Source organism: Streptomyces sp. NPDC042259 (assembly GCF_055582085.1).
Genome location: NZ_JBVJDW010000002.1, coordinates 291,283 through 313,177 on the forward strand (window position 1 = coordinate 291,283; position 21,895 = coordinate 313,177).

Sequence of the window (21,895 nt, forward strand, 5' to 3'; positions counted from 1 at the left end):
GATCAGCGGCTCGATGCCCCAAGGGCATGAGGCCGGGGCCCCGCCCCTGCCCCGCCCGTTCCCGTGCGGGAACGGCGGCGGGAACGGGCGGCGGGCGGGCCGCCCGCCGGCCCGCCCGCCGGTGCTCAGGAGGTCGCGGCGCCCATGTAGTCGGCCCAGATCCGGGGCGGGAAGACGTTGCCGCGCTCCGACTCCGCACCGCCGACGTCCGACATGGGCAGCAGCTGCGGCTCGCCCGGCTTGGCGCGGAACATGGTCACGGCGGTGGACAGCTCCTTGGTGTAGCCGGCGAACCACGCGGACTTCAGCCGGTCCTGATCGCCGGTGCGTCCCGCCGCGAAGGGGCCGGGGCGCCCGGTGGTGTGACCGTCGAGTTCGGCGGCGGCCTTGTCACCGGCCTCGCGCAGCACGTCGGAGACGTCGTCCGCCACGTCCTCGTCGAGCGCGTGCCGTGCCCGGGTCTGCTGGAAGCCCTCGACCGGTTTGCCTTCCTTGAGCAGCTTGGTCACCGAGTACGGGTCGTTCTGCACGCCCCTGTTGGCGAAGGTGCCGTAGGCGCCCGCCATGCGGATGGCGCTGGGGGTCGAGGTGCCGATGGGGAAGGTGCGCTCCAGCGGGGCCATGCTTTCCTTGAGCAGGCCGGCCCGGACGGCGGTGTCCCGTACGTGCTCCAGGCCCGCGTCGGCGCCGAGCTGGACGAACGTCGCGTTGCCGCCGGTGACCGCGGCCTGGCGCAGGGTGGGGTGCGCCGCGTCGGGCCCCTCGGCGCCGGGCTGTCCGGGGCCGGGCGGCCGGGTCGGCCGGGCGGCGGGGAAGACGTCGGAGGACCGGCGCAGTGTGCCGTCCTTGCCGTAGTAGCTGTCGAGGGTGACGTCCCCCCGGTCCTCGTCCCCGGAGGCGGCCCGCGCGCCCTTCTCCAGGGCGGCGGCGAGGACGAACGGCTTGAAGGCGGATCCGACGGGCACGCCGGAGGTGTCGGCGTTGTTGGTGAAGTGCTTGGTGGCGTCGGGGCCGCCGTAGAGGGCGACGATGGCACCGTCCGAGGGCCGTACCGAGGCGGCGCCGACCTGCACATCGGTGTCGGACGGGCGCTTGCCCGGGTCGAGGTCGCGTTTCAGTACGCCCTGCACCGACTTCAGCAGCTGCTGTGTCTTCTTCTTGTCGAAGGTGGTGTGGATGCGGTAACCGCCGTGGGCGAGGTCCTGGTCGGTGAGCCGGGTGCGTTGCTTGATGTTCTTGTTGGCGACGTCGACGAGATAGCCGATCTGGCCGTTGAGGCCGGTGGCGGTGGACTGCTTGCGCGGTTCGGGGAAGGTCGTGTACTTCTCGCGCTCGGCGCGGTCCATGAGTCCGGCCCGGACCTGCCGGTCGAGGATCCACTTCCAGCGGTCCTCGGCCCGCTCGTGGTTCTTCTCGCCGAGCGCGGGGTCGTACTGCTCGGCCCCCTTCAACAGCGCCGCGAGCATGGCGGCCTGGCTGGGGTTCAGTTTCTTGGCGGGGATGCCGTAGTAGGCCTGGGAGGCGGCCTCGATGCCGTACGCCCCGCGGCCGAACCAACTGGTGTTGAGGTAGCCCTGGAGGATCTCGTCCTTGGTCTTGCTCCGGTCCACCTTCAGCGAGATGACGAACTCCTTGACCTTCCGCGTGAGGGTCTGCTCCTGGGAGAGGTAGGTGTTCTTCACGTACTGCTGGGTGATGGTGGAACCGCCCTGGGTCTCCTTGCCCTGTGCGGTGCTGAAGAAGGCACGCAGGATGCCCTTGAAGGACACCCCGGAGTCGCTGTAGAAGCTCTCGTTCTCCGCCGCTATCACCGCGTTCTGGGCGGACTTCGGGACGTCCGCCAACCGGACGATGTTGCGGTTGACCGCCCCCAGGCTCGCCATCTGCGTACCGTCGGCCCAGTAGTAGGTGTTGGCCTCCTGGCGGGCCGCCGCGTTCTCGTCGGGAATGTCCACACTGGTGTAGACGTAGGCGAACAGCGCGCCGAGACAGGCGAGGAAGAACGTGAAGGTGCCCAGGAGCTGTCGCCACGAGGGAAGCCAGCGCCGCCACCCTCGTCTGCCGTGACGCGGGTAGTCGACGTAGCGCCGCCGCCGCTTCGGGCCCGCGGTCCTACGGCGGGGCAGGCGTGGCTTGTACCGGTCTGTGCCCATGGTCCCATCGCTCCTCGACGAGGCAGCTCGCTTGCCTTGGATCGGATCGTCCTGTGTCGTGAATCGGTTCGTCGACTCAGACGGGGGCGAGCCCTACCCGGTTGGCCTGCTTGTATGAGCGTTTGATGACAGCCGTCGAGGGGTGAACGGGCCGAACGGCCCCGATGCCCTTCGTGGGTGCCCGGTGCGGGCACCCACGAAAGACCGTGGCAGCACGGCGAAGTCCGGGAGCGGGGCCCTCAGGGCTCGGGGTGCCAGGCCGGGCCGTCACCGTTCGGGCGGACCCGGCCGAACACCACGTCGGCGAAGTGGACGCCGAAGCCGATCGTGTCCGGCCGTCCCAGCTCGGACACCAGGCGGCGGCGGTGGACGGCGGACTCCACCGGGTCGTGGTCGGGGCCGGCCGACCAGTCGGGATGGTCGATCTGCACCGAGGTGTGCATCGCGTCACCGAACGCGATGAGGCGCCGGCCGCCCGAAGTGATCGTGTAGGCCGTGTGACCGGGCGTGTGACCGGGCGTCAGGAAAACCCGGACGCCGGGGAAGATCTCCTCGTCGTCGGTGACGGTGCGCACCTGGGGCTCCAGCGTGGTCAGCATCTCCTGCGTCACCCCGTGACCGGCGTTGGGACGGCGCTGCGCCCACTCGGGCTCCGAGAACAGGTACTCCGCGCCGGCGAAGGCGATCCGGTCCGTGCCGGGGACGGGAAGGCAGGCCCAGCCGAGGTGATCGGTGTGCAGATGGGTGAACGCCACCGCCTCGATCTCTTCCGGCGCGCGCCCGAGGACGGCGAGATTGTCGAGCAGCTCACCGCCGTGGATGGCGCCGATGAACGGATGCCCGGGGTCCGCCGGCCACGCCTGGGGCCCGAAGCCCGCGTCGATCAGCAGGGCGCGCTCGCCGTGCTCGACGAGCAGTCCGCCGATGCTCGCCACCAGATTGCCGGTCGCGTCGAGGTATTCGGGGTGGGCCGCCCAGTACTCCTCGGACGAGTCGGCCAGCCAGCCGAGCGGCTTGAGCGCGACCGCCCCGTCCGGGACGTAACTGATCTTCAGCTCACCCAGCCGGAACGACCGGATCCCCGATACCCGGTGGAGCCGCCGGCGGCTTTCCGGCTCACCCTGCGAGGCGTCTATGCGGGCGCCGGACGCGGGACGTGTCATGGTCGCGGTCTCCTTCTCGTGACGGGATACCGCTCCGGGCGGCACCTCACAGGAAACTTACAACTAGAATCATTCAAGTTGCAATGATGAAAGCTTGATGCACCTGGGTAGAATGACGGGCATGACCAGTGACCTCGTGCCCGGGGACCCAATGGTCGGTGCAGAGCCGCGCGCCGCCGCAGAGCGGGAGCTGTGCGGACTGGTGGGCGGGCTGGCCCGACAGCTCGAGTCGCACGTGCGGGAACGCGCGGCGCAACTGGGCCTGACCGCCCCCCAGGCGACCGCGCTGCGTGAGCTGACCGGCCCGATGACCATGCGTGAACTCGCCGACCGAATGAGCTGCGAGCCCTCCAACGCCACCTTCGTCGTCGACCGGCTGGAGAAGCTGGCCCTGGTCGAACGCCGCCCTCACCCCACGGACCGCCGCGCCAAGCAGCTCGCCCTGACCGGCGACGGCACCGCCCTGCGCGACCGGCTCCTGGAGCTTTTGACCCATCACTCCCCGCTGGCCGCCCTCAGCCCGCAGGAACAGCGCACCTTCCACGCACTGCTGCTGCGGACGAGAAAGAGGTGAAAGAGGACCGCCGGCCCCGGGGCCGGCGGTCCCCGGGCCGACGGCCTCGTCCGCTCGGTCTCGCTACCCGGCGCGTTCCTCCACCGACAGGACCAGGGTGCGCGCGGGGGTCAGCAGCAGGATGCTGCCCTCGTGCGGATCGAGGTTCAGCCGGACGCCGTGGTAGCGGGGGGTGGTGGCGGAGAACAGCAGATTGCCCGCGGTCATCTCCAGCACCCCGTTCATGAAGGCCCTGACGTCGGCCCGCTCCCCCAGCGGGCCGGCCAGGACCTTGGCGTGCGCGGTGTGCAGAGCCGCTTCGGTGCTGCCCAGCTCCTCGCACAGCCGGTCCACGGCGCCTTGCAGGGAAAGGCCCTCGCTCCGCTGGAGCACGGTGACGGCGCCGGTGACCGGGCCGCCGGAAAAGAGGTCGCGCCGGTAGGAGAACAGATCGTTGACCAGGACGCCGAAACGCCGGCTCGCCTGGCAGAGCGCCTCCAGATCGGCGTCCGCCCGGCGCGGACCGGCGACGTCCGTGCCGGTGGCGTACTCCACGAGGCCGATGGCCGCCTCGGCCGCGGCGGCGGGCAGCCGGCCGGCGATGTAGCTCTCCAGGTCCGAGTTCTCCGGGGGCGCGCCGAGGGCGCGGACGCAGGCCTCGAACCATTCCTCGCACACCGAGGTCAGACGGGTGTACTGCGCGGGGGTCATCCGGCGCCGGACACCGTCGAGGACGTCGGCATAGGCGGCGCCCCACGGCGAGGTGAGGTCCGGCTCGCCGTGGTGCGCGCGGACGCAGGCGTCGACGGCCGAACGGACCAGCTCGTCGTGGCCACCGCTCTCCTCGCCGCCGCGGAGGTCGTCGAGGGTGTCGTCGATGGCGAAGAAGTAGGTGGTGAAGGCGGACAGGTCCGTGAACCGTTCCACGGGCGCCGAGGGGTAGGCCCACTCCGCGAACGCGACGACCGGCCGGAGGGAGTGGAGCAGGTCCTCCTCCGACAGCGGCAGGAACGTCAGATGACGGCCCGCCCACTCCAGCACCCGCGCGGAGACCTCGGCGCCCCTCGGATGCCGGGTGGCCGCGAGGCCGCGCCCCAGCGGGGGCAGACGGACGGTGACCGGTTCGGCCCGGGGCGCCTCGGTGCGGGGCGGGCAGTGGTCCTGCCCGGGTGTGCGCGTATCGAGGATGTCGTCCATGTCTCCCTCATCTCCGCCGGGTCGGCACAGGACCGACCTTGGCAGGCCGTCCGCGCGCCCGGGGGAATCTCCGTGCGGCGCGTCGCGGCACGGCCGGGCGCACCCGCTCCCCGCCGGGCGGACTCCCGCGCGGCCGCTCCCCTCACCGGCCGCGCGTCGCCCCGCCCGTCCCACGCCGAGGCGTTGATCGGACGTTGATCGAGGGTTGACGGGCCACTCCTACAGTCCTTCGTAACCGGGCCGGACAGCGCGGCGGCCGGCTGGTCGCGGCGCCGCCCGGGGCACCGGACATCGGCAACAAGGAGGAATTCCCATGGAGAACCTGTTCGATCTGGATGTGGAAGAGATCGCCGTTCCGTCCTTCGACGAGACCGGGGCCGCGGACGCGCTCGGCTTCGTCTCGTTCCACACCCCGGTCACCGGCCGTGTCTGCAACCCCGACACGGGTTGTATCTGCTAGTCGGCCCCACCGGGCGTGGGTGGGGTGCCGGGACTGCCCGGCTCCGGCACCCCACCCACGCCGAGCGGGCGAGGCAGCGGGGCGAGGCGGAAGAGGCGGCGAGGGAAAGTCGATGGTGCAACGGGTGCGGGACAGGGACAACGGGGGCGGGGACACGGGATTCGCCTGTGCCGGTACCGTCCTCCTCCGGGCGGCGGTCCGCCCAGCCGGCACCTCGCCTGGGAACCCGGATCCGGGCGACCTCGCCCGGGTGCGACGGGCCGCGGCCGACGAGCTGTTCGCCGAGGCCATCGCCCTGGCCAGCCCGTCCCTGGCCCACGTCCTGGACAAGGCGGCGGCGGGGGAAGCCCTGTCGCCCAAGGAAACACGCCGGGCGGTCCGCGCGGTGACGCGCTATCAGCTGAGGATGAGCGGCCGTGCCACGCCCTTCGGCATCATGGCCGGGGTGACCGCCGCCGGTTTCGGTCCCGTCGCCGGGGCACGCTGGGGTGCGGCGCACACCAAGGCCGCCCGGGCGGACATGGGCTGGGTCCTCGACGTCGTCAGCCGCCTGGAACGCGACCCCGCCGTCCTGGCCCTGCTGCACGTCACCGCCAACGACCTGTGCACCGTCCGTGGCGACCGGCTCGTGCTGCCCTTCGTCCCGGCACCGGAGCACAGCGACCGCCCGCACCCGGGCGGGGCGGCCCCCCAAGAGGTGTCGGTGCGTCACACCGAGCCGGTGCGCCGTGCCTTCGAACTGGCCGCGACCCCCGTCCCCTGGCCCGACCTGGTCAAGCTGCTGGGCGAGGACCACCCCGAGGTGGCCGCGGACACCGTGGCGCGGATGGCCGCCGGGCTCGTCCGCCTCGGACTGCTGCTCACGGACCTGCGGCCGCCGCTGGACGACGGCGACCCGGTGGACCACGTCCTCGGCCTGCTGGCCGGGCACAGCGGCGCGCTCTCCCCCGACAGCCGGCGGGTCGTCGACGAACTGATCGACATCCGGAGCGGGCTGGCGGCCTACGCCGCCGCGCCCGTCGGCCGGGGCCGCCCGGCGCTGACGGCCGTGACGGACCGCATGCGCGCCCTCCGGCCCGCCGAGCGTCCGGTGCAGGTGGATCTCGCGCTGGACGCCGACGTCCGTCTGCCGGACGTCGTCCGGGCGGAGGCGGAACGCGCGGCGCGGGCGCTGGTGTCCCTGTCCGCCGGCCGGCCGGGTCCCCGCCACTTCCGCGACTACCACCGGAGGTTCCTGGAGCGGTACGGCACGGGCCGGTCGGTTCCGCTGCTGGAACTGCTCGATCCCGCGCGCGGACTGGGTGTCCCCGAAGGCTACGGCGTCGCCCGCGCGCCCGGCGGCCACACGGGCGGCGAGGGTCTCGACGGGCGCGACCGGCTGCTGCTGGCCTGGGCCCAGGAGGCGGCCATGGCCTCGGAACGCGAGATCGTGCTGGACGACGCGTCGCTGGACGAACTCGCCGGGACCGGTGCCACGACCGCGCCGGAGGACCGTCCCGGCCCGCCGCCGTCGTTCGATCTGCTCACCGAATTGCTGGCGGACTCCGTGCCGGCGATGGCCGGGGGCGAGTTCCGGCTGATCGTGGGCGGGGTGTCCGGGGCAGCGGGAGCGGTCGCCGGCCGGTTCGCCCCCGTACTGGGCGAGGCCGCCGACGACTTCGGCCGTCTCGTGCGGGCCGCGCCCACCCGCAACCCGGCGGCCGTCCGGGCCCAGCTGGGTTTCGCACCGCGCTCGGGCAGGGCCGCCAACGTCTCCAAGGTCCCCGGGTGGCTGGACCACACCATCACCGTGTCCGCGTTCACCGACCGCCGGTCCCCGCACGCCCTGGGCCTCGCGGACCTCGCCGTGGTGGCGGAACCCGGGCGGCTGGCCCTGGTGTCGGCCACGCTGGGACGCGAGGTCGTCCCCACCCTGCCGAGCATGGTGCTGGCCCCGGGCAACGCCCCCGACGTCGCCCGTTTCCTGGAGGAGATCCAGCGCGGTGGCGAGGCCGCGTGGCCGGGGTGGGACTGGGGCACGGCCGCCGCCCTGCCCTGGCTGCCGCGGGTGCGCTACGGCCGGACCGTGCTGGCACCGGCCCGCTGGCGGCCCGCCGATCCCGCGCTGACCTCGCCCGCCACACCCCCCGGCACCTGGCGGCGGCGGTTCGCCGCCTGGCGCGCCAGGGCGGGTGTGCCCGACGAGGTCGCCTCGGTGTACGCCGACCACCGCATCGCCCTCGACCTGCGGGACGCGGGGCACGAGGAGCTGCTGCGGCACGAGTGGCAGCGCCGCCCGGGGGCGTTCCTGCAGGAGCTGCCCACGGACGGGGGGTACGGCCACGGCTGGGCCGGGGGCCGGCCCACCGAGGTCGCCTTCCCCCTCGTACGGGCCGCGCCCGGAACGGCACGGCCGCCGGCGGTCGGCCCCGGCCGTCCGCACACGGTGTACGGCCCGGGGTCGCGGTGGCTCTACGCCAAGCTGTACTGCGCCACGGAACACCAGGACACGTTGCTCGCCCGGCGGCTGCCCGCCCTGCTGAGCCGATTGCCCGAGGACGTGGACCGCTGGCACTTCCTGCGCTACGCCGACCCCGAGCCCCATCTCCGACTGCGTTTCCACGGCACCCCGGAGGTCCTCGGCGGCCGGCTGCTGCCCCTCCTGGGGCGGTGGGCCGACGAGTTGCGGCGGCAGGGGTGGTGCGCGCGCATGGTCCTCGACGCCTACGATCCCGAGTGGGAGCGTTACGGCGGGCCCGAGGCGATGGCGGACGCGGAGGCGGCCTTCGACGCCGACAGCCGGGCGTGTCTGGAGCAGGTGGCCCTGCTCCGCGAGGGCGCCGTGGACCTCGACCCGCGGCTGCTGGCCGCGGCCAACTACGTGGACCTGGCCCATCGCTTCTTCCCCGGCGCCGACGGCGCCGGGCACCGCGAGGCGGCGTACCGGCTACGCGACGACGCGGGTCCGCTCGGGCACCGGGCGGCCCCGTCCGCCCTGCGGCGGGAGGCGCGGCGGCTCATCGATCCGGACGGTCAGTGGGCGGAGCTGGCCCGGCGGCCGGGCGGGGCGCAGGTGCTGCGCGCCTGGGAGCTGCGCGGCCCGGCGGTCGCCGCGTACGGGGCCCGGCTGCGCGGTCTCGGCGAGGCGGCGTGGGCGGGAGAGCACACGGTGCTGACGTCCCTGTTCCACATGCATCACAACCGGCTCGTGGGAACGGCCCGCGGTGCCGAGGAGGAATCGCTCGCCCTGGCGCATTGCGCGGTACGGGCGCACATCGACCGGGAGCGGGAACGGACGCGGGTATGACCACACGGGACAGGGCAGCGGCCCTCTCCGCCGACATCGCCGAGCGGCTCGCCCACCCGGGCCGGGTCCGGGCGTCGCTGCCGGCGCCGCAGAGCCCCTCGCGCACGCGCACGTTGAGCGAGGGCGCACCGGGCATCGCGCTGCTGCACCTGGAGCGCGGACAAACGACGCCGGGCGCTTTGGGCACCGCGCACCGGTGGCTGGCCGACGCGGTCGCCGACGCCTCGAGCACGTCGGGCGCCACGCCTCCCTCGGCTCCGGGGCTCTATCTGGGCATTCCCGCGCTGTCGTTCGCGATGAGCCGTGCCGAGCTGGTCTCCGGGCGCCCGGTCCGGGCCGCGGCGCGGCTGGCCGGGCACGTCCGGGCGTTCGCCCGGGGCCTCGCCGCCTGGGAGCGGCGGCGGCGCCCGCACGACGGTGAGTGCGTGAGCGTCGGGACGTACGACGTCATCTCGGGGCTCGCGGGGCTGGGCGCACATCTGCTCGACGGCCGGCAGGAGGGGGTCGAGGGCAGTGGCGAGGTGCTGGTCGAGGTGCTGACGGCGTTGACGGGGCTGGCCGTGCCGCTGCGGCTCGGCGGGCGTTCGCTGCCGGGCTGGTGGACCGCCCAGCAGTCGTCCGGTTACGCGCCGACGGATCCCGGGGCCGGTCACGCCAACGTCGGCCTGGCGCACGGCGCGCCGGGCCCTCTGGCCCTGCTGGCCCTGGCCTGGGGGCACGGTGTGGTCGTCCCCGGGCAGGAGCGGGCGGTCCGGGTGCTCGCCGAGTGGCTGATGGACATCGAGCGGCGGGACGAGGACGGCGGGTGGTGGCCCCGCACGCTGGTGCTGGGCCCCGACGGCGCGCCGGCCGCCAACGAGAGCGCGGCGGGCCGGGCGTCATGGTGCTACGGAACCGTGGGCATCGCCAGAGCGCTGTACCTGGCGGGGAGCGCGCTGGATGTGCCCGAGTGGCGCCGGGCCGCGCTGTCCTCCTGGCACGCGGCGCTGACGCGCTCCCGGCGCGCCCACGAGGGCGCGGCGGGTGCGGGGTTGACGGACGCGGGGCTGTGCCACGGCTGGGCCGGTGTGCTCCAGGCCACCTGGCGCATGGCGGACGACACCGGGGACGCGGAGCTGCGCGCGTGGCTGCCCTGGCTCGCCGAACGCGTCCTGGAGTCGGCGGCCGCCGATCAGCCCTTCGGCCTGCGGCCCCCGGCCCCGGGACCGGACGGCGTCGTCAGCGACCCCGCCGGGTTCCTCACCGGCGCGGCGGGCGCGGCGCTGGCGCTGCACACCTTCGCCACCGACGCCGCCCCCGCGACCCGGTGGGACCGGGCGTTGCTCCTGGCGTGAGCCGCCCGCGCGGAACGTGGGACGATCGGCGGGTGAACACGATGTGGGCCATGGCGCTCCGGATCCGTCGCGGCCGTCCCGGGCGGGCGGTTCCGCTGGCCGCCGCGGCCGTTCTGCTCGCCGCGTGCACGGCCTCCCCCTCGGCCGCGCCGAAGCCGGCCGCCGCTCCGTCCGGGCCGTGTACCGAGGTCAAGGCCGGTCCGGTCGACGGTGGCATGGGGCTCGGGTCCCTGACCCTGGAACTGGTCAACTGCGGGGCGCGGCCGTACACCGTGCGGGGCTATCCGGCGGTGCGGCTCCTGGGCGGTGACCGCGAGCGGCTCGACGTCAGGGTCACCGAGGGGGCCTCCGCCCTCGCCGGCGTCGTCGGCGCGACCCCCGGGGCCGTGGTGCTCCGCCCCGGCGAGAAGGCGGTGGCGGGGCTGCTGTGGCGCAAGAGCGCGCGGAGCCGGACGAGTTCTGCGGGCTCTGCGGGCTCTGCGGGAAGCACCGTACGCGTCGGCTATCTGGAGGTGGCCCCGGCCGACGGGGCCCCTTGGCGGACGGTGAAGCCGGGCGCCCCCGTCGATCTGGGCGGCGCCGGCGAGGTCGGCGTCAGTGCGTGGAAGTCCCCGTCCCGGAGGTGAGCCCGGTAGCCGTGGCTGCCTGTGACTGACGACCCGTCAGCAGCCGCCCCGGCCGTAGTATGGGGCCTGTCCAAGCGGGGAGTTGACGTGGTGTCCGTGCCTCCCGTACCGATGTGATCCAGATCATTTCGCCGGCTCCGGAGGAACCGGGGCGGTCGCCGGTGCGCGCGTGGCATGATCATGCGAATCATTACCGGCGGGTACACACATGTCCCGCAGCCGTGTGACGCGGGCCGCGGGTGTCGATCCCCCGCGGCCCGCCCCCACCTCACGCTCCCGAGGATCCCATTTTGCGCAAGTCCCACAGAAGTACCGCTCTGCTGCCCGCTCTCGCCGCCGCTTCCCTGCTCGTCGCCGGGTGTTCGGCCGCCTCCCCGTCCTCGCCCGCGGCCGGCGGAGACGGAGAGCCGGCGGCCGGTGCCGCCCCGGCCGCCGCCGCGCCGCAGCTCGCCGTCCAGGCGGCGCCGGCCCGTGCGGCCGGTGCCCCGAGCGCCGTGGCCCGTCCGTCCGGCGGCGGCCGGCAGGCACAGAAGTCCGCACTGAAGATCGCCTCCTTCGACCGCCGGAGCGGACGGGCCGTCATCTCCGGGACGGCGGCCGCGCCGAAGAAGCCCGCCCCCGGACACACCCCGCCGCCCGCGACGCCCCCGAAGGCGACCGTGGCCGTCGGTGACGTCATCGCGAGCGCGCCCGCCCCCGGCGCGCCCGACGGGGTGCTCGCCAAGGTCACGAAGGTGCTGGGCAAAACCGAGCGGGGCACCGAGGTCAACACGGCCCCGGCGACGCTCGGCGCCCTGCTGGGCGACGCCAAGGCCGACGGCAAGGTGCCCGTCGACCCGTCCGCCATGAAGGTCGAACCGCTGCTGCGGGGCACGAAGGTCTCCTGGGCGAAGATGGGCGACGTCCGGTTCGGCCCCAAGGGCGCGAAGGTGCCGCTGGGCAGTCTGCGCATCGACGTCGGCGCCTCGGTCCCCACGGCCAAGGGCGCGCCGGTGTCCGCCGAGGCGTCCGTCGCGGGCTTCGTCCAGCTGGCCCCCGAGGTCGACTTCGCCTACAACGGCGGCGGGTTCGGCTCCGCGGGTTCGCCCGGCACCGCGTCCCTCGGGCTGTCCGGCGACTGGTCCTCCCAGTGGGAGCTGAAGGGACAGGCCGCCGGGTCCACCAAGGACGGCAAGCCACTGCGGCTGCCGTTCGCCAAGCTGCACGCCGCCCCCGTCATCCAGGTCGGTGCGGTGCCGGTCGTGGTGAACGTCGACCTCACCTGCTACCTCCAGGTGGACGGCGACGGCCGGATCGGCGTCGACGTCAAGCAGAGCGTCAAGGGTGACTTCCGCGTCGGCGGCGACTACACCCGCGGCAAAGGTTGGAGCCCCGTCTCGACGTCCGACATCAAGGCCACCCCGGTGGTCGCGACGGCGACCGCCACGGGCGCGGTGAAGGCCACGCTGGGCGCCGAGGCGGCCGTCGGGCTGTACGGCATGGCGGGCGTCAGCGCCGAACTCGCCCCGTATCTGCGGGCCGAGGGCGAGGGCAGCGTCACCGGTGCCAGTGACGGCAGCGCCTCGGCCACCGGCCGGTGGGCGGCGTTCGGCGGCTTCGACCTGTCGGGGGCGCTCCAGGCGCAACTGCGGATATTCGGCACGCCGCTCTTCGAGAGGCGCATCCCGCTCGGCACGCTGCACCGGGAGTGGAAGCTCGGGGGCGGCCAGGGGTCGGTTTCCACGAAACCGCGGGCCAAGGGGCACTGAGGTCCCGGGCCACCCCGTCTGTCGGGCCGGGTGCCCGGAAGGAGTCCGTCTCCTTCCGGGCACCCGGCCCGTTGCGTCGGGGGGCCGGCTCAGCGCAGGGGGGTGAGACGGCCGGCGCGGAAGTCGTCGCGGGCCCGCGCGCGTTGGACCTTGCCGCTGGTGGTGCGGGGCACGGTGAGGGGGGCGACGATCACGACGCTTACGGACAGGCGGAGTTCGTGGGTCACGCGTTTTCCGATGATGTGGGCGAGGGTCGCGGGGGTACGGCCGTGGAGGTGGAGCGGGCGGACTTCCTGGACCAGGACGACGCGTTCGTCGCCGGAGGCGTCGGGCAGGGCGAAGGCGGCGCTGGGGCCCGCGGCGGGGTCGGCCCTCTCGCTGACGTGTTCGACGTCCTGAGGGTGGATGGTACGGCCGTCGATGATGATGAGGTCGTTGGCGCGGCCGGTGACGTAGAGCTCGCCGTCGTGGAGGAAGCCGAGGTCGCCGGTGCGCAGGAAGGGGCCGTCGCCGTCGGCCGTGGTGGCGGCGAAGTGCTCGGCAGTGGCCCGGGGGTCGGCGAGGTAGCCGGCGGCGACGCTCGGGCCCCGCACCCAGATCTCTCCCACCTGTCCGTCGTCGAGGGGACACGAGGCGGCGGCATCGACGATGCGGACCTCCGCGCCCGCGGGGCTTCCGCAGCCGACGAGGTCCACGCCGTCCGGGGCGGGCACGGCGCGGCCGTTCTCCAGCGCTTCCCGGTCGAAACGCCCCGTGGTCGGTCCGGTGCCGCAGGGGGTGCCGGTGACCAACAGGGTGGCTTCGGCCAGGCCGTAGCTGGGCGCCCAGATTCCGGGGCGGAAGCCGAGGGGGGCGAGCCTGCGGGCGACCGCGTCCAGGACACCGGCGCGGACGGGCTCGGCGCCGGTCAGTGCGAACCGCAGGCAGCCGAGGTCCAGGTCCGGGTACCGGTCGGTGAGTTGGCCGTCCTGGAGGCTTCGCAACAGCCAGTCGTAGCCGAAGTTCGGGGCGTAGGTGTACAGGGCCCGGTACCGGCTGATCATCTGGAGCCACAGCACCGGGTGGGCGATGAAGGACACCGGTGAGCTGAAGACGAGGTTGCCGTAGCTCGCGAGGGGGCTGAGCAGCATGCCGACCAGGCCCATGTCGTGGTAGTGCGGCAGCCATCCGGCGCTGGCTTGGGAGAGGCCGTGGCGCAGCTCGTCCAGGACTTCTTCTGGGAGGATCATCTCCCTGATCGACAGCAGGTTGTGGAGGAGGTTCCGGTGGGTGATGACGACCCCGCGCGGCTCGCCGGTCGATCCGGAGGTGTATTGGATGTAGGCGGTCGCCGAGAGGTCCAGTGCGCGGGGGGACCAGGTGTCCGGGTCCGGCAGTCCGGGTGCGTCGGTGGCGACGCACTCCGCCCGTGGTGCCGGGTCCAGGCCGGCGAGCCAGGAGCCGAGTGCGGGCCGGTGCGCGGTGTCGCTGAGGACCAGGCCGACACCCGCGTCGCGGAGGATGCCCTCGGCCCGCCGCAGGGCCCGCCGGTCGGTGTCCGGCAGCGGGGCGGGGATGGCCACCCGCCCGGAGTACAGGCAGCCGAGGAAGGCCGTGAAGAACTCCAGACCCGCCGGATACATCAGCAGGACGCGCGCACCGGGCGGCGTACGGCCGGCCAGCCAGGCTCCCACGGTGCGGGCGCGGGCGTCGAGCTGGGCGTATCCGAGGCGTTCCACCTCGACGAGTTCGCCGCGGACGCTGTCCACGCGCGCGTACCAGTGGGTGTCACCGAGGATCCACATCTTCTCGCGCAGAAACCGGACGAGTTCACTCACCGTCGGCTCCGGTTCTTCCGGTCCGCTCGGCCGGGGTGCGCACTCCCAGGCGCAGCAGCACGTGGTGGGCGATGTCGGTGAGGGTGATGCCGCTCTGGAGGAGTTCCAGGGGTGGGATCTCCACATCGAGGCGCTGTCGCAGTGTGGTCAGCAGTTCGACGGCCATCAGGGAGTCGACGCCGTAGTCCTGCAGCGGCTGCCGCACATCGAGACGTGCGACATCGGTCTGCAGGATGCCGGCCATCAGCTCGGCGAGCGCGCCGCTGACGAATTCCAGCGCCTCCTCCGCGGTGAGACCGGCCAGGGCGGCCAGGAGGTCCTGACGGGTGTGCCCGCCGAAGTCGTCGTCGGGCAGCAGCCCCGCGAAGCGGGGCGCGGCCAGGGCGGGCAGCACGGAGCGCGCCTTCGCCCACTCGAAGCGGGCGACACCGGCGACGGCGGTGCCGGACGGCGCCAGCGCTCCCAGGCTCTCCAGGGCCTGGCGGGAGCCGATCGGGGCGTTGCCGAGTGCCTCCAGGGACGGTGCCAGGCCCTCGCGGGCGACATGACCGCGGTCCCCGAGGGCGCCCCAGGCGATGGCGAGCGTGGGCCGGGTGCCGTGCCGTTGCCGGGCCAGGGCTTCGGTGAACAGGTTCCCGCCGACGTAGGCGGACTGGGTGACGTTGCCGATAACCGTGGCGAAGGAGGAGTACAGCCAGAAGAAGCCCAGGTCGTGTCCGCGGGTCAGGGCGTCGAGGACCGCCGCCCCGGCCATTTTGGGGACCAGGACCGCGCGGATCCGCTCGTCGGTCAGTTCGGTGAGCGGGCCGTCGTCGAGCGTCATGGCCGCGTGGACGACACCGGCGAGGCGGTGTCCGGTGGCGTCGACGCGGCTGATGACCTCGGCCATGGCGGCGGCGTCGGTGACGTCCGCGGCGTAGGGCGTGGCCGTCACGCCCCGCTCGGCCAGGGCGGACAGCACGTCGGCGGCCTCGGGGCCGTCGGCGCCCCGCCGGGAGACCAGGGCCAGGTGACGGGCCCCGCGATCGGCGAGCCAGTCGGCGGTGGCGGCGCCGAAGCCGCCCAGCCCGCCGGTGACCAGGTAGCTGCCGTCGGGATCGAGGCGGGGTGGCTCGGGCCGGACGCGGACGGGAACCGGGCCGTCCCGCGGATCGAGGCACACGACGACCTTGCCGATGTGGCGCGAGTGCTGCAGCAGCGCGAACGCCTCCTTGACCCGTGCGGCCGGGAACACCGTGTGCGGGAGCGGCCGGTAGCTGCCGTCCGCCACCCGTTCGGCGACCTCCGCCAGTACGTGCCGACCGGTTTCCAGTCCGGCCTCGTCGAACAGCATGGCGACGAGGTCGACGCCGAAGAAGGCGATGTTACGGCCGAAGGGCCGCATGAGGAGCGGCTTGTTGGCGTAGATGTCGCGCTTGCCGAGTTCGACGAACCGGCCGCCGGGCCTCAGGGTCTCCAGGCCCCGGTCGATGGCTTGCCCCGCCAGCGAGTTGAGCACCACGTCGACTCCGCGCCCACCGGTGATCCGCAGTGCCCGGCCGGCGAATTCGAGGGTGCGGGAGTCGAGTACGTGCTCGACGCCCAGGGCACGCAGGAGATCGCGTTTGGCGGGGCTGCCCGCGGTGGCGATCACGGTGGCGCCCACCAGACGGGCGTACTGGAGGGCGGCCAGTCCCACCCCGCCGGCGGCGCCGTGCACCAGCACGGTCTCCCCGGCCGCCAGGCGTGCCAGGTCGTGCAGGGCGTAGTGGACGGTCAGGAAGGCCACCGGCAGGGTCGCGGCCTCCGCGAAACCGAGTTCGTCGGGGATCTTCACCACGGCCGACGCAGGAGCCACCGTGTGCGAGGCCAGAGCGGCCGGGACGGCCGCGCACACCCGGTCCCCCACCGCCGGATCGTCGACGCCCTCGCCCACGGCGGTGACGATCCCGGCACATTCGCAGCCCGGCCCGCCTTCGCCGAAGGCCCCTTCGGCCGCCTCGGGGGGCAGCAGGCCGGTCGCCAGCATGATGTCGCGGTAATTGAGCGCCGCGGCGCGCACCGCGATCACCACTTCACCGGTCCCGGGCGTAAGGGGGCGGGTCCGCGTCCAGAGCGGCTCGTAGGACAGACCGGGCGCGCCGATCTCCAGCACGAAGGGGTCGTCGCCGTTCGGCTCGATGTGCTCGCCGGAGGGGAACGCGCGTTCCCGGGGGACGAAGCGGCCGCCCGAGGTGAGGACGATCTCGTCTTCGCGTGCCGCCGGGGTCTCGTCGTCGCCGGTCGACGGGTGGGGTTCGAGCAGTTCGCGGGCCAGCCGGTGCGCGTCGGCGGCGGGGTCACCGAGGCGTTCCAGCGACAGCCGGGTCATCCGCAGATCCGGATGCTCGTTGGCCAGGGTGCGGGCGACGCCCCACGCGACGGCGTCCTGCGGTTGGACGGTCCGTTCGGGCGCCGGCAACGCGCCGCTGGGCCGGGTCACCAGCCACAGGGCCGGCCGGACTCCGTCGGGGAGGTCCTGGCAGGCCGTGGTGAGGGCGCGCAGTGTGGCCGCACGGCGCACGGCCCGGTCGAGCATCGTGTGCGGGCCGGTGGGGGCTTCGCCCAGCAGGAGCACGACCGCCGGGTCGCCGGCACCGCCGAGCGCCGCCGTCCAGGACGCCGGGTCGCCGGGAGCGGGCAGCACCGCCGCAGGCGGCGTTCCGTCGCCGGTCAGCAGTGCCGCGAGGTGCTCGGCCAGGGGTGTTTCCGGTCCGCTCTCGGTGGCCACGATCCATCGGGTGCCGTCCCGCGGCCCGGCCGGCGTGGGCCGGGCGGCCTCGCCCGCGGGGGCCGAGGCCAGGAGCACCGAGGCGGCGTCCCCGGCCGGATCGAGGGACTCGGCAAGGCAGACGGCATCGGTGAGGCCGCACGCGCGCAGCACATCGAGCCACTGGTCCCGGCCCAGCGTGGGCGCACCCGGCCGCACTTCGTCGTCGTGCCCCCAGAAGCCGCGCAGCGCGCCGAAGAACGGCAGCAGATACTCCGTGTCGTGTACCTCGAAGGCCAGCAGCCGGCCCCCGGGCGCCAGCAGCCCGCCTACCCGGCGCAGGGACGTGCGCAGGTCGTCGGCGGTGTGCAGGGAGTTGCCCGCGACGACCAGGTCGTAGGTGCCGTCGGTGAAGCCCTGCTCACCGGGGTCGGTGTTCAAATCGAACGGGCGGTAGGTGACGAAGGGATGGCCGCCGAAACGGTGCTGGGGGCGTGCGAAGAAGCCCGCGGACAGGTCGGTGAAGTGGTACACGGTCCGTTCCGGCGGCAGCAGCGCCAGCAGCGCGGCGGTGGTACCACCCGTGCCCGCGCCGATCTCCAGGACGCGCAGTGGCCGGTCCCGGGGCCACAGACGTACGATCTCCGCCACGGCGGCGGCGACGGTCCCGTTGAAGAGCCGGCTGCCCGGCCCGAGGTCGTAGAACTGCTCGAAGGCCTCTCGTACGTCCGGTCCGGTGAGGAGGTGCAGGGCGTCCTGTTCGCCGCGCAGCACCTGGGGAAGGTGCGTCAGCTGCCGGACGGCCAGCAGGACTTCGGCGCTGAAGGCCGGAAAGTCCAGCGGCAGCCGGGGCAGGAGGGCCGTCGGGTCCGGGGTGCCGGTCAGCCGCCACCGTTCTCCCTCGCCGACGGTGGCCAGGCCGTGCCGGGACATCAGGACGAGCAGGGCCCGCGCCAGCCGGGTGTGCTCGGGGAGCATCCCCTGCCCGACCAGGTCGGCGGGCGCGAACTCGGCCGCACCCGGGTGAATCAGTTCCGCGAACGCCGCGGCGGCCACATGGGCGGTCAGCAGTTTGAGCCGGTCCATGAAGCGCGTCAGGCGCACGAAGCGCGCTTCGTTCCGTACCGCGTCGACGCTTCCCGCGACGGCCCGGGCGAGGTCCTGGTTGCCGGGCAGCGGTGAGGGGGCGGCCGGCAGGTGGTGATGCGGCGCGGCGCGCAGCACGGTCTCGTACCGCCGGAGCGCCCGGTCGGCCGGAGCGGGCACGCGCCGCATGCGTACACCGTCCAGTTCGACGGTGACGCTGCCGTCCGGGTCGGTGACGGCCACGTCGAAGCAGAGTTCGGTGGTGCTCCGCGTGCGGTCGCGGACGTGCAGCATCCCCGCGCCGGACGGGCTCCGCCACAGCCGTACGGCCCCGATCGAGGCCGGCAGCCAGGCCCGGCCGGCGTCGGCCCGGGCGGTCACGAGCGGCACGCACGCCTGCAGCGCGCCGTCGAGCAGCGCCGGATGCGCCTCGTACCGCGCGGTGTCGGCCGCGTCGGTGGTGTGCCGGTAGGCGGCCAGCGCTTCGCCTTCTCCGAGGTGCAGCCGCACCAGCTGCCGGAAGGCGGGCCCGTACTCCAGGCCGTTCGCGGCCAGTTCACGGTACTGGGTGTCGACGTCGCCCCGGCGGGGGCAGCGGGCGAGCACGCCGACCAGGTCGATCCGCGCGGGCGGGCGGCCGATCAGCTCACGGACCCGGCACCGGGCGTGCGGTCGGGGTGGTGTGCTGTCGGCTTCGGTGCCGTCGGTGGCCTCGGTGCTGGTGAGGGACACCATGCCGTCGTCGGGTGAGAAGGCGAGCTGCAGGCGGACGTCACCGGCCCGGTCCCACGGGACGACCAGCGGGCGGCTCACCTCCAGCCAGGCCGCTTCCACCGGGCCGTCCAGCACCCGGCGGCCGGCGGCAAGGGCCATCTCCAGGTAGCCGGCCGCCGGGAACACCACCGATCCGGCCACCTTGTGGTCGGCCAGCCAGGGCACCAGTGCCGGTTCGAGGGGCCCCTGCCAGGAGGGCTCCGCCGTCGGCAGCCGTTCACCCAGCAGCGGGTGGTCCAACTGCCCCGATCCGCTGCTGATGACCCACTGCTGCGGGGTGCCGCTCCAGTGCCGCTCCCGCTGCCACGGGTAGGCGGGCAGCTCCGCCACCCGGGCGGGGCAGGGGAACCAGCGCGCCCAGTCGGTCTCCGCCCCGGCGGCGATCAGCGCTTCGACCGCCTGGCGCAGCGCGATGGGGCCGGCGGACCCGCGACGCAGCGTGGCGAGGACGGCCACCGGGCCGCGCCCGGCGGTGCTCCGGCGCAGATACGTACGGAGAACGGGGTGGGGGCCGACCTCCAGCAGGATGTCGGCGCCCGCGTCCAGGGCGTGGTCCACGGCGTCGGCGAACCGGACGGGCTCGCGGACGGCGCGCCACCAGTAGTCGGCGTTCAGACCGCTCGTCGGCACCGGCCCACCGGTGAGTCCGGAGATGAGCGCCTCGGTGCTCCCGGTCGGGGCCAGTTGCTCCAGGGCGGTGGTCAGCGAGGCCCGGACCGGTTCCATGGCGGGGCTGTGGAAGGCGTAGTCGAGGTCCAGGAGACGGAAGAACACCTCCCGTGCCGCCAGTTCCCCGCCCAGTTCCTTGAGCTGGTCCAGCGGTCCGGCGATCGTCACGTCCCGGGCGGTGTTCACGGCGGCCACGACCAGATCCGGATAGGCCGGCAGGAGGTTCTCCGCCTCGGCCGGTGGCAGGCCGGCCGCGGCCATCCGGCCACGGCCGGCCGTGGCCGCCTGGGCGCGGCCGCGCTCGGCGACCACCCATGCCGCCTCCCGCAGCGTCAGCGCGCCGGCGGCGTACGCGGCGGCGACCTCGCCGACGCTGTGCCCGAGCGCGACCCGCCACGTCACGCCCCGGCCGCGCAGGACCGCGACGATGCCGGCCTGCACCGTGAACAGCAGCGGCTGGGCCACCTCCGTGGCCTCCAGCCCCCACTCGTCCACCGGGCGGGACAGGGCCTCGGCGACCGACCAGCCGAGCCGGGGCGCCAGCGCCGCGTCGACCGCCTCCAGCTCGGCGCGGAACGCGGGGTCGTCCGACAGGTCGGCGGCCATCCCCGCCCACTGCGAGCCGTTGCCCGCGAATACCAGCGCGACCCGGCCCCGCTCGACCGCCTCGCCCGTCATGCCGTCCTCGGTCAGGATCCGCGCGGCCTCTTGCGGCGTCGGAGCGAGCGCCACGCGGCGGTAGCGGTGCCTGGCCCGGCGGACGGCGGTGGTGGCCGCGACGTCGTAGAACTCCGACGGCTCGCTCGGTGCGGTGGCCGCCAGCCGGGCTGCCAGCCGCCGGGCCGCCTCCTCGGCCGCCCGCGGCGTACGCCCCGAGGCGATGACGGGCAGTTCGCCCGCCGCCTCGGTGCGGGGCCGCGGCGGCCCGGCGGGCGGCGGGGCGACGACCACATGGGCGTTCGCCCCGCCGAACCCGAAGGAGTTGACGCCCACGAAGCGCCGCCCCTCCCCCGGCGTCAGCGGACGCGCCCGCGCGGCCGGCTCCAGCCCCAGCCCGGCGAAGTCGATGCCCGGGTGGAGGGTCTCCAGGTGCAGCGAGGCCGGGACCGTGCCGTACCGCAGCACCGCGAGGGCCTTGAACAGCCCCGCCATGCCCGACGCGGGCTCCAGATGCCCCACGTTGGACTTCACCGACCCGATGGGCAGCGGCCCCACCGTCCGCGCGGCACCCAGCGCCCGGCCCAACGCCGTGCACTCGGCCGGATCGCCCACCTGCGTACCGGTGCCGTGCGCTTCCACGTACACGACCTCGTCGGGCGCGATCCCCGCCCGTGCGTACACCTGCCGCAGCAGATCCTCCTGCGCCCGCGCACTGGGCAGGGCCAGCCCGGCGGTGCGCCCGTCACAGTTGCTGCCGGACGCGGCGATCACCCCGTGGACGCGGTCGCCGTCGGCCACGGCGGCGGCCAGGGGCTTCAGCACCACCATGCCCGCGCCCTCGGCCCTGACGAACCCGTCGGCATCCGCCGAGAACGCCGCGCAGCGCCCCCGCTTCGACAGCATCGACGCCTGGCTGAACCCGATGTAGCCGTTCGGGCTCAGCAGCACGTTCACCCCGCCCGCCAACGCGACGCGGCTGCCGCCCGACGCGAGTTGGCGGCAGGCGCGTTCGACGGCCATCAGCGACGACGAGCAGGCGGTGTCGATCGCCATGCTCGGCCCGCGCAGGTCGAAGAAGTGCGACAGCCTGTTCGCCGCGATCGCGTGGGCACCGCCCGCCATGGAGTAGGCGTTCATCCGGCGGACCCTGACCATTTGCAGCCCGCCGTAGGAGAAGTCCGAGATGCCGACGAAGACGCAGGTGTCGGAACCCGCCAGCGACGCGGGGTCGATGCCGGCGTCGTCCAGTGCCTCGGCGGCGGTCTCCAGCAGCAGCCGGTGCTGCGGGTCCATCTGCGCCGCCTCCCGCGGCGAGATGCCGAAGTAGTCCGCGTCGAACCCCGAGATGTCCGGCAGGAAGCCGCCCCTCGCGGTGTAGGACTTCCCCGGACGCACCATCGCGGTATCCACGAAACGCGCCACCTCGAACCGGTCCTCGGGCACCGCCCCGATCAGGTCACGCCCCGCCTCCAGCGCCTCCCACAGCCCCGTCAGATCCATGATCCCGCCGGGCAGCCGGCACCCCAGCCCCACGATCGCCACCGGATCCGCCGTGAACGCGTCCTCCACCGCCACCATCACGCCCCCAACCCTCTGTAATTGCATGATTACAGAACAAAATTGACGGCGGTATCGAGCACG

11 protein-coding genes are annotated in these 21,895 nt (G+C 74.1%); 6 read left to right on the top strand and 5 right to left on the bottom strand.

The features are described from left to right. Window positions 1–125: 125 nt before the first annotated feature. Together ACZ6MA_RS06430 and ACZ6MA_RS06435 are read right to left on the bottom strand one after the other, a co-directional pair. Window positions 126–2,153, bottom strand: a complete 2,028-nt coding sequence (locus tag ACZ6MA_RS06430) for a transglycosylase domain-containing protein (RefSeq protein WP_469431559.1) — start codon at window positions 2,151–2,153, stop codon at window positions 126–128. A 239-nt stretch (window positions 2,154–2,392) separates the two neighbouring features. Then, window positions 2,393–3,316, bottom strand: a complete 924-nt coding sequence (locus ACZ6MA_RS06435) for an MBL fold metallo-hydrolase (protein WP_469431561.1) — start codon at window positions 3,314–3,316, stop codon at window positions 2,393–2,395. Between the two features lie 121 nt (window positions 3,317–3,437). Between ACZ6MA_RS06435 and ACZ6MA_RS06440 the strand changes: the two genes are divergently transcribed. After that, window positions 3,438–3,890, top strand: a complete 453-nt coding sequence (locus tag ACZ6MA_RS06440; RefSeq protein WP_469431563.1) for a MarR family winged helix-turn-helix transcriptional regulator — start codon at window positions 3,438–3,440, stop codon at window positions 3,888–3,890. 63 nt (window positions 3,891–3,953) lie between these two features. Here ACZ6MA_RS06440 and ACZ6MA_RS06445 read toward each other — a convergent pair whose 3' ends face one another. Continuing rightward, window positions 3,954–5,066 carry a terpene synthase family protein gene (locus ACZ6MA_RS06445; protein WP_469431565.1) on the bottom strand — a complete coding sequence of 371 codons (1,113 nt, stop codon included), beginning with the start codon at window positions 5,064–5,066 and terminating at the stop codon, window positions 3,954–3,956. 313 nt (window positions 5,067–5,379) lie between these two features. Here ACZ6MA_RS06445 and ACZ6MA_RS06450 point away from each other — a divergent pair, with 313 nt between their 5' ends. The 5 genes from ACZ6MA_RS06450 to ACZ6MA_RS06470 all read left to right on the top strand — a co-directional run bounded on the left by ACZ6MA_RS06450 (window position 5,380) and on the right by ACZ6MA_RS06470 (window position 12,520). Beyond that, a complete protein-coding gene (locus ACZ6MA_RS06450; protein ID WP_362211383.1) occupies window positions 5,380–5,526 on the top strand; it encodes a hypothetical protein in 147 nt (48 codons plus the stop codon). Between the two features lie 112 nt (window positions 5,527–5,638). Continuing rightward, window positions 5,639–8,812 (top strand): lantibiotic dehydratase, encoded by a 3,174-nt coding sequence (locus ACZ6MA_RS06455; RefSeq protein WP_469431566.1) that lies wholly within the window; start codon window positions 5,639–5,641, stop codon window positions 8,810–8,812. Beyond that, window positions 8,809–10,146: a lanthionine synthetase C family protein gene (locus ACZ6MA_RS06460; protein ID WP_469431567.1), complete on the top strand. Its 1,338-nt coding sequence runs from the start codon at window positions 8,809–8,811 to the stop codon at window positions 10,144–10,146. Before ACZ6MA_RS06455 ends, ACZ6MA_RS06460 begins: the two co-directional genes overlap by 4 nt. A 41-nt stretch (window positions 10,147–10,187) precedes the next feature. Continuing rightward, window positions 10,188–10,772, top strand: coding sequence for a DUF4232 domain-containing protein (locus tag ACZ6MA_RS06465; RefSeq protein WP_469432261.1), 585 nt, complete (start codon window positions 10,188–10,190; stop codon window positions 10,770–10,772). Between the two features lie 290 nt (window positions 10,773–11,062). Then, the gene (locus ACZ6MA_RS06470) at window positions 11,063–12,520 is read left to right on the top strand and encodes a hypothetical protein (RefSeq protein ID WP_469431569.1); all 1,458 of its coding nucleotides are present in this window, start codon (window positions 11,063–11,065) and stop codon (window positions 12,518–12,520) included. An 89-nt stretch (window positions 12,521–12,609) separates the two neighbouring features. Here ACZ6MA_RS06470 and ACZ6MA_RS06475 read toward each other — a convergent pair whose 3' ends face one another. Together ACZ6MA_RS06475 and ACZ6MA_RS06480 are read right to left on the bottom strand one after the other, a co-directional pair. Then, window positions 12,610–14,337, bottom strand: coding sequence for a fatty acyl-AMP ligase (locus ACZ6MA_RS06475; protein ID WP_469431570.1), 1,728 nt, complete (start codon window positions 14,335–14,337; stop codon window positions 12,610–12,612). Further along, window positions 14,330–21,832: an SDR family NAD(P)-dependent oxidoreductase gene (locus ACZ6MA_RS06480; RefSeq protein ID WP_469432263.1), complete on the bottom strand. Its 7,503-nt coding sequence runs from the start codon at window positions 21,830–21,832 to the stop codon at window positions 14,330–14,332. Before ACZ6MA_RS06480 ends, ACZ6MA_RS06475 begins: the two co-directional genes overlap by 8 nt. Window positions 21,833–21,895 lie beyond the last annotated feature (63 nt).

Excerpts from the sequence above, each read along its gene's own strand:
- ACZ6MA_RS06430 (WP_469431559.1), bottom strand. The coding sequence starts at position 2,153 with ATGGGCACAGACCGGTACAAGCCACGCCTGCCCCGCCGTAGGACCGCG.
- ACZ6MA_RS06435 (WP_469431561.1), bottom strand. The coding sequence starts at position 3,316 with ATGACACGTCCCGCGTCCGGCGCCCGCATAGACGCCTCGCAGGGTGAG.
- ACZ6MA_RS06440 (WP_469431563.1), top strand. The coding sequence starts at position 3,438 with ATGACCAGTGACCTCGTGCCCGGGGACCCAATGGTCGGTGCAGAGCCG.
- ACZ6MA_RS06445 (WP_469431565.1), bottom strand. The coding sequence starts at position 5,066 with ATGGACGACATCCTCGATACGCGCACACCCGGGCAGGACCACTGCCCG.
- ACZ6MA_RS06450 (WP_362211383.1), top strand. The coding sequence starts at position 5,380 with ATGGAGAACCTGTTCGATCTGGATGTGGAAGAGATCGCCGTTCCGTCC.
- ACZ6MA_RS06455 (WP_469431566.1), top strand. The coding sequence starts at position 5,639 with ATGGTGCAACGGGTGCGGGACAGGGACAACGGGGGCGGGGACACGGGA.
- ACZ6MA_RS06460 (WP_469431567.1), top strand. The coding sequence starts at position 8,809 with ATGACCACACGGGACAGGGCAGCGGCCCTCTCCGCCGACATCGCCGAG.
- ACZ6MA_RS06465 (WP_469432261.1), top strand. The coding sequence starts at position 10,188 with ATGTGGGCCATGGCGCTCCGGATCCGTCGCGGCCGTCCCGGGCGGGCG.
- ACZ6MA_RS06480 (WP_469432263.1), bottom strand. The coding sequence starts at position 21,832 with ATGGTGGCGGTGGAGGACGCGTTCACGGCGGATCCGGTGGCGATCGTG.